Source organism: Ruegeria sp. HKCCD7251, assembly GCF_013031165.1.
Taxonomy (GTDB): domain Bacteria; phylum Pseudomonadota; class Alphaproteobacteria; order Rhodobacterales; family Rhodobacteraceae; genus Ruegeria.
Genome location: NZ_WPZC01000002.1, coordinates 282,628 through 298,634, shown reverse-complemented (window position 1 = coordinate 298,634; position 16,007 = coordinate 282,628). Strand labels below are relative to the sequence as shown.

11 protein-coding genes are annotated in these 16,007 nt (G+C 57.3%); 5 read left to right on the top strand and 6 right to left on the bottom strand.

Annotated features, from left to right (window positions below):
* Positions 1–186 precede the first annotated feature (186 nt).
* The 3 genes from GOX75_RS07610 (at position 187) to GOX75_RS07600 (ending at position 6,141) form a co-directional block, all read left to right on the top strand.
* On the top strand, positions 187–2,460 hold the full coding sequence (locus GOX75_RS07610; RefSeq protein WP_171121984.1) for an NADP-dependent malic enzyme: 2,274 nt from the start codon (positions 187–189) through the stop codon (positions 2,458–2,460).
* A gap of 256 nt (positions 2,461–2,716) precedes the next feature.
* Positions 2,717–4,606 (top strand): propionate-CoA ligase PrpE, encoded by a 1,890-nt coding sequence (gene prpE, locus GOX75_RS07605; RefSeq protein ID WP_171121983.1) that lies wholly within the window; start codon positions 2,717–2,719, stop codon positions 4,604–4,606.
* 95 nt (positions 4,607–4,701) lie between these two features.
* Positions 4,702–6,141 (top strand): amidase family protein, encoded by a 1,440-nt coding sequence (locus GOX75_RS07600; protein ID WP_171121982.1) that lies wholly within the window; start codon positions 4,702–4,704, stop codon positions 6,139–6,141.
* 258 nt (positions 6,142–6,399) lie between these two features.
* On the opposite strand, the gene GOX75_RS07595 is transcribed toward GOX75_RS07600, so the two are convergent.
* A complete protein-coding gene (locus tag GOX75_RS07595) occupies positions 6,400–7,161 on the bottom strand; it encodes an NAD kinase (RefSeq protein ID WP_171121981.1) in 762 nt (253 codons plus the stop codon).
* 167 nt (positions 7,162–7,328) lie between these two features.
* Between GOX75_RS07595 and glyA the strand changes: the two genes are divergently transcribed.
* Positions 7,329–8,624 (top strand): serine hydroxymethyltransferase, encoded by a 1,296-nt coding sequence (gene glyA, locus GOX75_RS07590; protein ID WP_171121980.1) that lies wholly within the window; start codon positions 7,329–7,331, stop codon positions 8,622–8,624.
* 50 nt (positions 8,625–8,674) lie between these two features.
* Here glyA and GOX75_RS07585 read toward each other — a convergent pair whose 3' ends face one another.
* Positions 8,675–9,049, bottom strand: coding sequence for a hypothetical protein (locus tag GOX75_RS07585; protein ID WP_171121979.1), 375 nt, complete (start codon positions 9,047–9,049; stop codon positions 8,675–8,677).
* A 91-nt stretch (positions 9,050–9,140) separates the two neighbouring features.
* On the opposite strand from GOX75_RS07585, the gene GOX75_RS07580 reads away from it, so the two are divergent.
* Positions 9,141–9,899, top strand: coding sequence for an alpha/beta fold hydrolase (locus GOX75_RS07580; protein ID WP_171121978.1), 759 nt, complete (start codon positions 9,141–9,143; stop codon positions 9,897–9,899).
* A 27-nt stretch (positions 9,900–9,926) separates the two neighbouring features.
* Here the strand turns inward: GOX75_RS07580 and GOX75_RS07575 are convergent, their stop codons facing one another.
* From GOX75_RS07575 to GOX75_RS07560, 4 genes are all read right to left on the bottom strand, one after another.
* Positions 9,927–10,304: a rhodanese-like domain-containing protein gene (locus GOX75_RS07575; protein ID WP_171121977.1), complete on the bottom strand. Its 378-nt coding sequence runs from the start codon at positions 10,302–10,304 to the stop codon at positions 9,927–9,929.
* A gap of 80 nt (positions 10,305–10,384) precedes the next feature.
* The gene (locus GOX75_RS07570; protein ID WP_171121976.1) at positions 10,385–11,737 is read right to left on the bottom strand and encodes an HlyD family type I secretion periplasmic adaptor subunit; all 1,353 of its coding nucleotides are present in this window, start codon (positions 11,735–11,737) and stop codon (positions 10,385–10,387) included.
* Positions 11,734–13,854 carry a type I secretion system permease/ATPase gene (locus tag GOX75_RS07565; RefSeq protein WP_371808143.1) on the bottom strand — a complete coding sequence of 707 codons (2,121 nt, stop codon included), beginning with the start codon at positions 13,852–13,854 and terminating at the stop codon, positions 11,734–11,736. Before GOX75_RS07565 ends, GOX75_RS07570 begins: the two co-directional genes overlap by 4 nt.
* 151 nt (positions 13,855–14,005) lie before the next feature.
* Positions 14,006–15,943: a type I secretion protein gene (locus GOX75_RS07560; protein ID WP_171121974.1), complete on the bottom strand. Its 1,938-nt coding sequence runs from the start codon at positions 15,941–15,943 to the stop codon at positions 14,006–14,008.
* Positions 15,944–16,007: the final 64 nt, after the last annotated feature.

The window sequence follows — 16,007 nt, the reverse complement described above, 5'->3', positions numbered from 1 at the left end:
ATGACCTTCAGTGCCCCATACGTTCGCGATGTTTTCGCAGTGGCGGGAAATTAAACACTTTATGACAGATTTCAACCAAGCGCTCTCAACATGGTTACATCATTGTTGCAGATTGACGTAGCGTAGCCATTCCGAAAAAAAATAGTTTAACCCTCAACTAAATTTCGGAAGGGAGATGAATCGCCGATGTCTGACTCACCTAGCCTGCGGCAGGCCGCGCTTGACTATCACGCCCATCCAAAGCCCGGAAAGCTTGAGATCAAGGCCACCAAGCCGATGGCGAACGGCCGCGACCTAGCCCGCGCCTACTCACCCGGTGTGGCCGAAGCCAGCCTTGAAATCAAAGCGGATGCCGCCAATGCAGAACTTTACACAGCGCGCGGTAACCTGGTGGCCGTCGTATCCAACGGCACCGCAGTATTGGGGCTGGGGAATATCGGTGCGCTTGCCTCGAAGCCCGTGATGGAAGGTAAGGCCGTCCTGTTCAAGAAATTTGCCGGGATTGACTGTTTCGACATCGAGGTGGACCAGCCCGACCCAGAAAAGCTGGCCGAAATCGTTTGCGCGCTAGAGCCGACATTTGGTGCGATCAATCTGGAAGACATCAAGGCACCGGACTGTTTCATCGTCGAAAAGCTGTGCCGGGAACGGATGAATATCCCCGTGTTCCACGACGACCAGCACGGCACCGCGATCGTTGTTGGGGCCGCCGCCAAAAACGCTCTGCACGTGGCTGGTAAGAAATTCGAAGATATCAAGGTGGTTTCAACCGGTGGCGGTGCCGCCGGGATTGCCTGTCTCAGTATGTTGGTCAAGCTGGGCGTCAAGCGCGAGAATATCTGGCTGTGCGACATTCACGGGCTGGTCTACGAAGGCCGCGCTGAAGATATGAACCCGCATAAGGACCAGTTCGCGCAGAAATCCGACCTGCGAACGTTGGATGACGTAATCGGCGAGGCGGACCTGTTTCTGGGTCTCAGCGGACCAAACGTGCTGAAACCTGAAATGGTGGCAAAAATGGCCAGCCGTCCGATCATTTTCGCACTGGCCAACCCAACGCCCGAGATTCTGCCCGATGCAGCGCGCGAAGTTGTTCCCGACGCAATCATTGCCACCGGTCGCAGCGATTTCCCAAATCAGGTCAATAACGTCCTGTGCTTTCCGTTCATCTTCCGCGGCGCTCTGGACGTAGGGGCGACCGAGATCAACGATGAAATGCAGATCGCTTGTGTAGACGGGATTGCAGAGATGGCCCGCGCCACAACCAGCGCCGAAGCAGCCGCTGCATATAAGGGGGAACAGCTAACCTTTGGCCCCGACTATCTGATTCCCAAGCCGTTTGACCCCCGGTTGGTGGGTGTTGTGTCCTCGTCAGTGGCCAAGGCAGCAATGGAAAGCGGGGTCGCCAAACGCCCCATCACAGACATCGAGGCATATAAAGAGCGGCTAAATCAGACCGTCTTTAAATCCGCCCTCATCATGCGCCCCGTCTTCGAGGCCGCTGCCGCTGCGTCCCGCCGCATCGTGTTTGCCGAGGGCGAGGATGAACGTGTCCTGCGCGCAGCCCAAGCTATCCTTGAGGAAACCACAGAGACCCCGATCCTGATCGGACGTCCCGATGTGATCGACGCACGATGTGAACGTCTGGGCCTGACCGTGCGTCCCGGCGAGGACTTCCAGATTGTGAACCCGGAAAACGATCCTCGATACTATGACTACTGGAACTCGTACCATAATATCATGCAGCGTCGGGGCGTAACGCCAGACCTTGCCAAAGCGATCATGCGGACGAACAACACCGCGATTGCCGCCATCATGGTACAACGCGGCGAGGCTGACAGCATGATCTGCGGCACGTTCGGCGAATATCGCTGGCATCTGAATTATGTGCAGCAGGTTCTGGATGACGGCGACCTGCGGCCTCATGGGGCGCTTTCGCTGATGGTCCTCGAGGACGGCCCCCTGTTCATCGCCGATACGCATGTACGACAATTGCCAACGCCCGAAGAGCTGGCCGAAACGACCATTGGCGCAGCCCGCCATGTGCGACGGTTCGGTCTGGAGCCCAAGATCGCATTCTGTTCGCAGTCACAGTTCGGCAATCAGGCGGAAGGATCCGGAAAACGCCTGCGCGCCGCGCTGGAGATGCTTGACTCGAAACCACGTGACTTCACCTACGAAGGCGAGATGAACCTGGACTTGGCACTGGACCCAGAATTGCGTTCGCGGATTTTTCCGAATTCGCGCCTTCAAGGGGCAGCCAACGTTCTGATATTCGCCCATGCAGACGCGGCCAGCGGGGTCCGCAATATCCTTAAGATGAAGGCCGATGGGCTTGAGGTTGGCCCGATCCTGATGGGGATGGGCAACAAGGCACATATCGTAACACCCTCGATCACGGCGCGCGGGTTGCTGAACATGGCGGCCATCGCGGGCACTCCGGTCGCGCATTACGGATAGGACGGCGCCGGGCATCCTTTCAGATGCCCGGCCTGATTCTGCCGCTATTTGCACGCAATGGTTTGCAGATTTGCAAATGCGGCCTATATCCGCCCATAAACCCGCTTAATGCGGCGAATTTGCAAAAATTTTGCAGCCAAAAAAGCGCTCATCTGCAAATGTTTTGCGGTAAAGTGACGCCCCGTCACAGCGGTTGCTTGTGTGTCGCCCCCTGCGCCCCTAACAACGGCACAGGGAATTTTCGGAGGAAACCACTGTGGCATATCAGGACGTTTACGATAGCTGGAAATCCGATCCAGAGGCCTTCTGGATGGAAGCCGCCAAAGGGATAGATTGGGTCCAGCCACCGACCAAAGCTCTGTTTGACGACAAGGCGCCTCTTTATGAGTGGTTTTCCGATGCCAAGGTAAATACCTGCTGGAATGCGGTGGACCGGCATGTCGAAAATGGCCGGGGCGAACAGACCGCGATCATCTACGACAGCCCGATCACCCACACCAAGCGTGAGATTTCCTATGTCGAACTCCGCAATCGCGTGGCAAACCTTGCGGGGGCTTTGCGCGCCAAGGGAATCGAAAAGGGCGACCGGGTTATCATCTATATGCCGATGATCCCCGAGGCGCTTGAGGCAATGCTGGCCTGCGCTCGCCTGGGTGCCGTGCATTCCGTGGTGTTTGGCGGGTTTGCAAGTAACGAACTGGCAGTACGGATCGACGACGCCAAGCCCAAGGCCATCATTGCGGCCTCATGCGGGATGGAGCCGGGACGCGTCGTGCATTACAAACCCCTTCTGGACGGCGCCATTGATCTGGCCAGCCACAAACCTGACTTTTGCGTTATTTTTCAACGCGAACAGGAAGTCGCGCAACTGATTGAAGGGCGCGATTTCAACTGGCACGGATTTCAATACGGCGTCGAACCGGCTGAATGCGTTCCCGTAGACGGCAATGATCCCGCATATATTCTGTACACATCAGGCACCACCGGGTCCCCCAAGGGCGTCGTGCGTCCGACCGCCGGTCATCTGGTCGCGCTGAACTGGACGATGAAGAACATTTATGACGTTGATCCTGGCGATGTGTTCTGGGCAGCCTCTGACGTCGGTTGGGTCGTGGGGCATTCCTATATCTGCTATGCGCCGCTGATCCACGGGAACACCACCATTGTATTCGAAGGCAAGCCGGTTGGCACCCCGGATGCGGGCACATTCTGGCGCGTGATAGCTGAACACAAGGTCAAAAGCTTCTTCACCGCCCCGACCGCCATCCGAGCAGTCAAGCGCGAGGACCCAAAGGGAGAGCTGATTTCGAAATACGACCTGTCCAGCCTGCGCGCTTTGTTCCTTGCAGGTGAACGTGCGGACCCTGACACAATCGAATGGGCGCAGGAGGCTTTGAAAGTCCCGGTCATCGACCACTGGTGGCAAACCGAAACGGGGTGGACCATCGCTGGCAACCCTCTGGGGATTGAGGAACTGGCGATCAAGCTGGGATCTCCGGCAAAACCCATGCCGGGCTACGACGTTCAGATTCTGGATGAAGGCGGCCACCCGATGAAACCTGGTGAACTGGGTGCGATCACGGTCAAGCTTCCCCTCCCCCCCGGCACATTGCCGACGCTTTGGAACGCAGAGGAACGGTTCAAAAGCTCATACCTCAACCAGTTCCCCGGTTATTATGAGACCGGCGATGCGGGAATGATTGATGAGGAAGGATACCTCTACATCATGGCCCGTACCGATGACGTGATCAACGTCGCGGGGCACCGCCTGTCAACCGGCGGGATGGAAGAGGTTCTGGCCGCCCACCCCGATGTGGCTGAATGTGCAGTCATTGGCGTGACTGATCAGTTGAAAGGGCAAATGCCCGTGGGGTTCCTGTGCCTGAATGCCGGTTGCGACCGCGATCACGGTGAAGTCGTGCAAGACGTGGTCAAACTGGTCCGCGAAAAGATCGGCCCTGTCGCGGCGTTCAAACAAGCCGTGGTGGTAGATCGTCTGCCCAAGACCCGCTCGGGCAAGATCCTGCGCGGGACGATGGTGTCGATCGCGGACAGCAAAGATTACAAGATGCCCGCAACGATCGACGATCCCGCCATTCTGGATGAGATCACGGACGCGCTGAAATCAATCGGCTACGCCCAGTAACCGGACTGAGGGCGTCAGCGCGTCGACCTCAGCCCCGGCTTTTTCTTGCAACCCTTGACCGGGCCTCTACTGTCTGATCAAGACAGTGAGGCCCTATGACATCAAGCGACATCTGGCGTCTGAACGCCACCGATCTGACCGCCCTGACCCGCAACAAGGACATCAGCGCGGAAGACGCCGTGAAATCATCCCTGGACCGGATGCAACAGGTGAACCCCGACCTGAACGCCGTGGTCGAGGACCTGAGCGACGAGGCGCTGACCCGTGCCCGTAATCTGGACAAGGCCGTGGCCAATGGCGCAGACCCCGGGCCGCTGCATGGTGTCCCGGTGACGATCAAGATCAACGTCGATCAAAAGGGCCACGCAACCTCGAACGGGGTTGTCGCGCTGAAGGATGTGATCGCCCCCGCTGATGCACCGGTTGTTCGCAACCTTCAGAATGCAGGGGCCATCGTCATAGGGCGCACGAACACGCCTGAATTCTCATTCCGGGCGGATACGGATAACGAACTCCACGGGCGAACGAATAACCCATGGGGCCGCCACATCTCGCCCGGAGGGTCGTCCGGTGGCGCCGGGGCTGCAGTGATGGCAGGGATCGGTGCGCTGGCTCATGGCAATGACATCGGCGGCAGCCTGCGATTTCCAGCTGCTGCAAACGGCGCGGTGACGGTTAAACCGGGGCTCGAGCGTGTTCCTGCATGGAATCCCAGCCAAAAGACCGAACGGGGATTGCTGGCGCAGTCGATGTCGGTGCAGGGGCTGATCACGCGCTCGGCGGCGGATCTGCATCTTTCGATGTCCAGCCTGATCGCACCTGACCCGCATGACCCCTTCCATGTACCGATGCCATGGCGCGGCACTGCCGACGAAGGACCGATCAAAGTCGCGTTTACGAAGGACACATTCGGATACGCGATGCACCCCGAAGTCGACCGGGCCCTGGACATTGCCCGAGACGCGCTGGTTGACGCAGGTTATCACGTCGAAGAAATCGCACCCCCGGATGCATTCGAATGCGGACGCGGCGGGTATCGCGCCCTGATGGGCGAAGTTCTGACCCTGTTGAAAAGCGATATTGAGGCGGCCGGGTCGCAGACCATTCGCGATATCTTCGAGGTCTATTTTCAGGAGTTCCCACCGATCACCGGAACAGACCTGATCGAGATGCTGGCCAAACGCAGCCACTACGCCCGTGAATGGTCGCTTTTCATGCAGAACTACCCGCTGGTGCTTTCTCCGTTTTTGCCCCAGCCCTTTTTCAAACCCGATCGCGACACGGAAGGCGCGGAAGGCGTGCATGAGGTTTTGGGCTGCGCCGTCTATTCCTATGCAATGAATTTCCTCGGCCTGCCTGCCGCCAGCGTTCCCGCGCTTTTGGCAAATCTTCCCCAAGGGCCGCAGCCTATTAACGTACAGATCGCGGCCCCTCGCTGGCGCGAAGACATGGCGGTGGATGCTGCCGCAGCGGTCGAATCGCGTGTCGGTCAAATGTGCCTGCCACTTTGGGACAAGATGAGCGCATCCGCGTAAACAAGCGTTCAGAATAAAATAGACCCCGGGTTTTTGTGCCCGGGGTCCGCTTGCTAAAATATGCCCGGAGATCCGATAACGAGCGTAGCACCACCTACCCCCGCCAGCGCGAAAAATGCGCATTCAATTCGAAAACACCGTTGGCGGCCACTCACTCCCACCTTGGTGTGTTCTTCGGGCAAGTTCAGGTTAATCCAACATTAATCCAACTCCTGTGAACTGGTTCACACAAGTCAAAAAAAACGACTAACAGGAAGATTATGTGAATTGCTCTGAGATCAGGCGCTCTTCAAGGCCGTGACCGGGGTCGAACAGAATACGGTGCTGTATGGACGGCTCGGACCGTATTTCGACCCAGTCTATATCGGGGAAAGATACAGAATCCGCGTCCGCCATAACGGGTCGCTTGTCGGCATCCAGCACATCGAATCGCACCTTGGCTATCTTGGGCAGCAACGCCCCACGCCAGCGACGGGGCCTGAAGGCCGCGATCGCCGTCAAAGCCAAAACATCCGAGCCGATGGGCAAGATCGGACCGTGAGCAGAATAATTATACGCCGTTGACCCGGCAGGCGTTGACAGCAACGCCCCGTCGCAGACCAATTCATCCATACGAACGCGGCCATCCACACTGATCTTCAGCCGCGCGGCCTGAGGACCGGCCCGCAACAACGAGACCTCGTTAATCGCCAATGCCTCGTGCAGTTTACCGGATTGGTCCATTGCGCGCATGGCCAACGGGTTGATGACCTCTTCTTCGGCGGCGGCAAGGCGATCCAGCAGATCGGTTTCGTGAAACTCGTTCATCAAAAAACCGATTGTTCCGCGGTTCATGCCGTAAACCGGGGTGTCAAGATGCTGCATATTGTGCAGCGTGTGCAGCATGAAGCCATCCCCGCCCAGCGCAACAACGACGTCGGCATCGCGCGGCGCGGCGTTTCCATACCGCTTGACCAGTTTATCGCGGGCGGATTGCGCCACCTTAACATCGCTGGCGAGAAAGGCGATTCTCTGAATCATCTGTTGTGGTTTCCGGTCTTGCACATTTGGTTCCGAAACAAGCATACCTTTCCCCGATAGGCCAGACTTGACGCCGCAGCAGGCCAATTCGTCGCTTTAAGCCTTTTGCGCCAGATCGGTTTCCGATAGGAAATCCGCAAGAATTACCCCCAGAATGTGGAGCCCCCATGAACGCCAATCTTCGTGATACCGGATTTTTCACCCAGTCACTTGCGGACCGTGACCCCGAGTTGTTCGGCTCGATCACGTCCGAACTGGGCCGTCAGCGCGACGAGATCGAACTGATCGCATCCGAGAACATTGTCTCTGCCGCCGTAATGGAAGCGCAGGGCTCGGTCATGACCAACAAATACGCCGAGGGCTATCCCGGGCGTCGTTACTATGGCGGCTGCCAATTCGTCGACATCGCCGAAAATCTGGCCATTGACCGCGCAAAGCAGCTTTTTGGCTGTGAGTTCGCAAACGTCCAACCCAATTCGGGCAGTCAAGCCAACCAAGGTGTGTTCCAGGCGCTGATCCAGCCCGGCGACACCATTCTGGGCATGAGCTTGGACGCAGGCGGTCACCTGACCCACGGCGCGCGCCCGAACCAGTCGGGCAAGTGGTTCAACGCCGTTCAGTACGGTGTGCGCCAGCAAGACAACATGCTGGACTACGATCAGGTCGAGGTGCTGGCGAAAGAGCATCAGCCCAAGCTGATCATCGCGGGCGGTTCTGCCATACCACGTCAGATCGACTTTGCCCGCATGCGCGAGATTGCGGATATGGTCGGCGCTTACCTGCATGTGGACATGGCCCACTTTGCCGGTCTGGTTGCGGCGGGTGAGCATCCCAGCCCCTTCCCGCACGCGCATGTGGCGACCACCACCACCCACAAAACTTTGCGCGGCCCGCGCGGCGGCATGATCCTGACCAATGACGAGGCGATCGCCAAGAAAGTGAACTCGGCCATCTTCCCCGGCATTCAGGGCGGACCGTTGATGCATGTCATCGCAGGCAAAGCCGTCGCGTTCGGAGAGGCCCTGCGCCCCGAGTTTAAGACCTACATCCAGAACGTGGTCAACAACGCGCAGGCGTTGTCGGATCAACTGATCAAAGGCGGTCTGGACACGGTTACACATGGCACCGACACCCATGTGGTTCTGGTAGATCTACGCCCCAAAGGTGTGAAGGGCAACGCGACAGAGAAAGCCCTGGGCCGGGCGCATATTACCTGCAACAAGAACGGCGTGCCGTTCGACCCCGAAAAGCCAACCATTACGTCGGGCATTCGCCTTGGCTCGCCCGCCGGAACTACCCGTGGCTTTGGCGAGGGCGAGTTCCGTCAGATCGCGGATTGGATCATCGAAGTGGTCGACGGTCTGGCCGCCAACGGCGAAGACGGCAACGGTGAGGTCGAAGCCAAGGTCAAGGCTGAAGTGGCCGAGCTTTGCGCTCGTTTCCCGATCTACCCGAACCTGTAAGTCTGTTCGATTTCAAACAGTTAAACGGCGTCTATAGGGCGCCGTTTTTGTTAGATCAAACCCTGCCACCGCAGGAACACCAAGAGCAGGGCAGACAGGACAAGCAGGTTAAAGGCCAAGCTGCTCAGCATCCCCAGAAACCACCCCATGCGCCGGTCGGCAAGATTGATGCCCCCCAGGTGTTTCTGAACCTCTTCCGATGCCCTGACCAGTTTTGGCGTATCCAACACCAGCCTCAGCTTGGGATGAGCCGCCATTTGTTCAGCTTGCGCCAGCAACATGGCCTGCTTGTAAATCCGGCGGGGAAGCTGCCGCTTTGCTTTTTTGACAGACTCTGTCAGCGTCTTGCCATGGACACCCAACTTGTCGCGCAACAGTTGCACGGTCTGCGCGATCTGGGTTTGGATATCGACGGTCTTTTGCATACGCGTTTCTCCTGATGCGGCACTTTATCTGGGCTGCTTCTCTGCGACAATGGGGCTGGTCGTTTCAATTCGCGCCGGGTATCACACGGTCATGCTGAACACGATTGTACATGGCGAACCCACCGAAAACCCACCGCTGATTATCGCGCATGGGCTATATGGCTCGGCCCGGAATTGGGGCGTCATCGCCCGGCGCTTGTCCGATGAACGGCAGGTTGTTGCCGTAGACGTGCGCAACCACGCGAACAGCATGTGGACAGACCATCATGACTATCCAGATTTGGCCCGCGACCTTGCTGAGGTGATCGCGCATTTTGGCGGCACCGCCGATGTTGTCGGGCATTCCATGGGGGGCAAGGCGGCCATGGCCTTGGCCCTTTTATACGGTGAAAGTGTGCGCAAACTGGTGGTCGCAGACATTGCGCCTGTCACCTACACGCACAGCCAAATCCAATTCATCGAAGCAATGCGCGCAGTCGACTTGTCCAAGGTTGAAAGACGCTCGGACGCGGAACAACAGTTGGCGCTACATGGCGTCGAAAAAGCTCTGCAGAGCTTTTTCACACAATCCTTGGATATCAAGGGACAACGCTGGCTTCTTAATCTGGATGTATTGGCGTCTGAGATGCCAAAGATCATGAGCTTTCCTGATCTGAACGCAAATTGGGTGGGACCAACCTTGTTTCTGTCCGGCGGCAGTTCGGATTATGTGCTTCCGGAGCATCGCGACAGAATTCGCGCGTTGTTTCCCGCTGCGCGCTTCGCCAAAATTCCCGGTGCGGGGCATTGGCTACACGCTGAAAAACCCCGCGAATTCGAAGCCGCAGTCAGGGCTTTTCTCAACGCTTAAGTCGCTGCGAGAATTACAGCTTTGCGCTTAACTTTCAGAGGTTTCGCCGCCGGCGTTCACCCAATCATTCAACCCGCCAAGATTATAAACCTGATCATAGCCCATATCCTTTAGCAGCTTCCCGGCAAGGGCGGCGCGTCCGCCTGATGCGCAATACAGCACGATCGGGCGATCCTTTTTCAGCTCGGGGTCGTGCGACTGAAGCGCGTCATCGGCGCGAAATTCGAGCATCCCTCGAGGGATGTGGTGCGCGCCCTTGGCCCGACCCGTTTTGTGAACCTCGGCCGCATCACGGATGTCCAGCAAAAGGCCACCTTTGCCCAACACATCTTTCGCCTTTTCCATATCGATACGCTCGACGGCAGCGTTTGCAGCCTCCATCATTTCCTTGACGGTCACGGGCATGTCGCACCCTCCTGTTGGTTGTCACGGGATGCTAACATGCAAAAACTGGAAGGTGTAGGTTGATCGCCCTAGGCAGGCGATCAATGTTCCCGGAAAGCGCGCGACATGCTGTCTGTCACAGGCTTTGCTATATAGGCCGCAAAGGTGCGTTCTTCGGTCTGGATCATGATCTCGGCCGGCATTCCCGGCGTCGGAATAAAGCCGCGCACCCTTTCGATCTCATCCGGCTCAAGCGATATCCGCGCAAGATAAACCTCTTGCGGGGCGCCCGAGGAATCTTCGACAAGCGCATCTGCTGAAACATAAAAGACCTCACCACTCAGCACCGGGGTCGTGCGCTGGTTCAGCGCAACAAGGCGCACCGTTGCATCCTGACCGGTGATGACGCTGTCAATCTCTGTCCGGGGGATTTGCGCCTCGATGATCAGGGGGGCGTCTGCGGGCAGGATTTCAGCGATGGGCTCACCCGTTTCGATAACACCGCCGGGCGTGTGATAATGCAACCGAACAACCGTTCCCGTCACCGGGGCGCGGACAACGGCACGGTCCAGAACGCTGCGCGCCTGACGCGCCTTTTCGCGGACGCTTTCCAGATCACCTTCGATCACGCCAAGTTCGTCCAGCGCGGCTTCGCGATAGGCAGACCGCGTGCGTGTAATCTGTTCTTCATACTTGAGCAGCATCTGATTGATTTCAGCCGTTTCTGCGGCCAAACGCGCCTGCTGGCCGTCGGCCTCGGCTTGGACCCTGCGGATCGTGTTCAGATCACCTTTTCGCACCAACCCCTTTTCAAACAGCGACTGCTTGGTTTCATATTCTTCCTGAAGGATTTCCGAGCGTCGCTTCATGCTTGCAAGCTGTGCTTCAAAGCCGCTGGATCGAATCTTCAGGGCTTCCATATTACGCTCCAGAAGGGCGATATCGTTCAGCAAAGTCTTGCGGGACACGTCAAAACTGATGCGTTGACCATCGAGGATCGTCATCACCTCGACGTCATCCGTAGCGGCCAGCAACCCCTGCGAGAATTCCAGACGGTCGCTTTCATTGTATTCGGCCTGCAAACGCTCGGTCATGGCCTGAAGGCGGATTTTCCGGATGAACAACTCGCGCTCATTGGCTTCGGCTGAGGTCTGATCAAGCGTCATCAGAACTTGGCCCGCCTTCACGGATTGGCCCTCGATCACTTTGATGTCCTCGATGATGCCGCCTTCAAGGTGCTGCACGATCTTGTTGCGACCCGTCGCGACAAAGCTGCCTTGCGCGATTACCGCGGCGGCCAGAGGAGCGCGGAAAGACCAGACGCCAAACCCACCAAAGCACAGGATCAGCATGACGAACCCAACCACAATCAATCGGTTGATGGATCGCGGAACCTCGGCATACCAGACGGTCGGGTCCTTGGGGTCGTTGTTGATTGCGACCAGATCGTTCATTGTCCATCCCCCTTCTGGCCAGCGATACCTTGCTGACTGCGTGGTCCGTTCAGTTGCTGCAGAACCTGTTCACGCTGCCCAAACAGAGCCACACGACCGTCGGTCAGCAGCATGATCTTGTCGACCGCGTTCAGCAGCGTTGGCTTTTGCGTGATGACCACAACGGTAATTTTGCTTTCTTTGGCTTGGGCAATCGCCCGGGCCAGCGCCTGATCTCCGGCGACATCCAGATTTGAATTTGGCTCATCCAGAACAACCATCCTTGGGTTGCCGAAAAAGGCCCGCGCCAAAGCGATGCGTTGTTTCTGGCCCCCTGACAATGGCGAGCCATCTGCGGAGACAACGGTCTCATACCCTTGCGGAAGGGTAGCGATCATGTTGTGCACATCCGCAAGAACCGCTGCGTCGTGGATTTGTTCATCCGTCGCGTCTTCGCGCATCCGTCCGATGTTGTCCTTGATCGTTCCGGGGAACAACTGCACGTCCTGCGGCAGGTAGCCGATGCTTTCCCCAAATTGCCGCGGGTCCCAATTGCGAATGTCCATCAGGTCCAACCGTACGCTCCCCGACGTTGGCAGGATGGATCCGACCAGCGTTTTACCCAAGGTCGTCTTGCCAGCGCCGGAATTGCCGATGATCGCCAAGGTCTCACCCGGATTGAGTGAGAAGCTGATCCCGTTCAGAACAACCCTCTTGGTCCCGCCGGGCACGTAAAGCAAACGCTCAACATCCAAACGACCTTCGGGGCGCGGCAGGCGCAGTTTTTCGAACTGCAACGCCGAGTTGGACAGCAGATTGCTGATGCGGCCATACGCGCCCCGGGTCAACAGAAACGCATTCCAACCTTCGATCGAGCCTTCAATCGGGGCGAACGCACGCCCGGCAATGATCGACGCTGCGATAACCATGCCGCCCGTGATCTCACCCTGAAGGGCAAGAAACGCCCCCCACCCAAGGATTGCGATCTGCGTCAACAAGCGCACCGCGCGCGAGATAGCAGCGAAAATAACATTGCGGTCCTGTGCACGCACCTGCCACGTCAGCGACTGCGCCGTGTCGCGGCCCCAAATCCGAACGGCCTCTGGGATCATGGCCAGCGCATTGATGATCTGACTGTTGCGCGCCATCGAATCCAGATGCTGATTTGCCATCGACTGTGCCTTGTTCGCCTCGGCAAACGGTTTTGCGGTCATGCGTTGGTTTATCAGGGCAATCACCATCAACAGCAAAGCTGTCGCGATGACAATCGTGCCTAGCTGAGGATGCACGAGGAAAATCATCAGGATGAAAAGCGGGGCGAACGGCACATCCAAAAAGGAAATCAGCGTTCCTGACACAAGAAACCCTCTGACCTGCTGCAAGTCGCCCAACGTCTGATACTCGCGCCCGGTTCCATGCAGTGACGCATGGGCGGCCGCGCTCAGGATCGGTGCCCCAAGGCGCGCGTTAACCTCGACCGCCGTGCGCATCAGCATGAACCGACGCACAGCATCAAAGGCGGATTGAAAGATCACCGCCCCGGCGACAATCGCCGTCAGCATGATCAACGTATCTAAAGAACGGCTGGTCAACACCCGGTCACTGATCTGGAACAGATAGATCGGAATCGCCAGGATCAGGATATTCGTTGCGCAGGTCAGCACCAGAACAAAAGCCAAATTCCGCCATATCGCACGCAGGGACGTGCGCAGGGTGTTCTGGAAATCTTCAGGTGGGGTGCGCTTGTGAAAAGTCTGGGGTGGCCCTTTACCGTCGCCGCCGCCCTCTTTGCGCAGCGGCAGCGGCTCGTTTGCCTTGGCCTCGATAGTGGTACCTATGGCTTCACCGCTGTGCGAGCGCGACGAGGGGGGTTTTCGTGCGGTCGAATCCTTAGCGGTCTCAGGATCGGGGCCTTTGGCATCGGCCACCCCAGCACCACGGCCCTCTTGGTAATTGTCTTCATCGGGCTGTGGCTGAGCGCGCCGGGGGGAAGGTACAGCGCGCTCTGGAGGTTCCGTGGTCTTATTCGGTTCTGCAGATGCCCGTGCGGTTCGGGTCGCCTGCGATTCAACGGCCTTGGCCGGATTGGTCTTAGGAGATTTTAACCGCATCTCCTCGGTTAGGCGCAAACCGGCCATCTTCGCCGGCCTGTGCGCGGGTTCGTCAACAAGGGGTCTAACTCGGTCCGGACCGTTTCGACTGTCCAGCGGACTGGCAAACGGTGTGCGGCGCGACGAAAACAAAATCGACATACTAAAACTTTCGGGTCACTCGTAACTAATAAAGAGATTAGGCTAGCATGGACTGCATACCGTCATCCAAACTGGCCGCCTCGGAGGGTGTTAGTTTGTTGTGGCCCGGTGCAAGATCTGACTTTCCGGGTCCGTTTGTTTCCTCCATCAAAAACGCGATGGCTTCATTGGCGATCTCTTCGCCCAACTCTTCATCAGGTGAGTCGATCAGGCTGGCCTGATGCAGCAACACATCCGAGTATTCGCCCTCCGCCGCCATAACGACAGAGTCGACGCCTATCTTGGAAACGCTGGCTGCGTTCAACAGCGCGTTCCCGGCACCCAACGCCGATGCTTCAGCACCTTGGCCCCCTGTCAGATGGACGTCGTCCTGATCCTGCAGCAAAGTGACCTGTTCGATTACGTTCGCCTGGATCAGGTCCCCTTCAATCTTCAGAACGCGAAGTTGCTCCATCCCGGCAAAGGCTGGATCGTTCAACAGCGCGTCTTCAAGGGCGTCTGTGTTCACTTCCTCTATCGGCAAAACGCTGGCCAAGTTCGGAGTGATGTCTTCATGCGTATCTTCACCCGTACTGGTCAGAGACACCTGGTTCATGACAAGGTTCTCTTCGACCTCATCCTGAACGGGACCCGTTACGACATCGTCGTCAATCAAGACGATCGTTTGCTGAACGATGTCGACGGAAACCATATTCCCGCCAACCATGACTACGTCATAGAAGCTGCCCAACTGAACAATGTTGTTGGCGTTGAACATGTCGTTATCACCCAGAACATACATACTGTTCGAAGCCGAAACTTCGGTCTGGATGTGATCAATGTCGGTGGCGTCAATCACTTGCTTGACAAAATTGGTGACGTACAGGTCTCCGCTTATCCAACTGATAACGACAAGCGGATCCTGTCCGGGTGGTGCTACGTTATCTTCAATCCAAGACGCCTCGCTGGCTTCGACTACAATCTGGGACGACTGGATAACCTTGGTTTCGCTCTGCGCGCCCGGCTCTCCTTCGTCGATGTCTGAGACAATAGCGACCTGGCTGACCACGGTCAGATCGTAGGACGCCCCGCCCACAGCTATTATTGGTGCGTCGACCCAACCAACCGTGATGGACACTTCGTTGATTGCCAGATTGCCGCCCGCAATCACCGTGTGGCCTTCACCAAATACGTCATCTTCGGACTGATCCCATTCTTTCGGATAGGGGTTCGGCTGCCCGCTCTCTTCGTCGTCCTCGGACTGATGATGCTGTGGCAAAAGCTCCATCCAATCGGGCAGTTCCTCTACCCGTTCGCCGTTGACGATGATACCCACCGCTTCTTCGCCGTGGAATTGATGGACTGTGGCACCATCGACCTGAACGGTCACGGTCGCCTTCATCTGTTCGGCCAACTGTTCCAGTTTTTCGACCGATTGGAAGTCCGCAATGTCAAAAGACGGGGATGAAATCACATGCAGCGACAGCGCAACATCCAGCGCCTCGTAACCCTCTTGCATCAAAACTTCGGCGTCGCGGAAATCACCCTGACCGATTGTGTCGTTGTCGCTCAGGTTAAGGGTCTGGAATGTGTATGTGACGGCTGACCCGATAAGTTCAGGCACCAGTTCTGGAATCACGATAGTCTGCTGAAATTCCGCCGTAAATAGTTGCCCTTCGGGGATAATCTCGTCCGGACCGGATACCGGATCAAGGAAAAGAGCCGGTTCAGGGATTGGACCACCAGAGGCCGGGGGGAACGGACCATCGTTGTCCGGGGCCATGAATTTATAGGGAAGAGGACCGTATTTACCCGGATCAAGTTTCAGGTCGGCCCGCACATTAATGGATGTGGCCTCTGCCAGATCCTCTAATTCAATCTTGCGTCTGAGGGCGGTAAATTCCTCGTACTGTTCGCGCAGTCTGGCCTGCTCAGTCGTAAGCTCAAAGGTTCCAATAAAGTGGGCAATCGTTTCACTGATACTGTCGAGCGACATAACACTGTCCTTTCCCCGTCCCGGCGCAAAATTTCCGGTCTGGGTTAAGTTGGGCCGAGGCCAC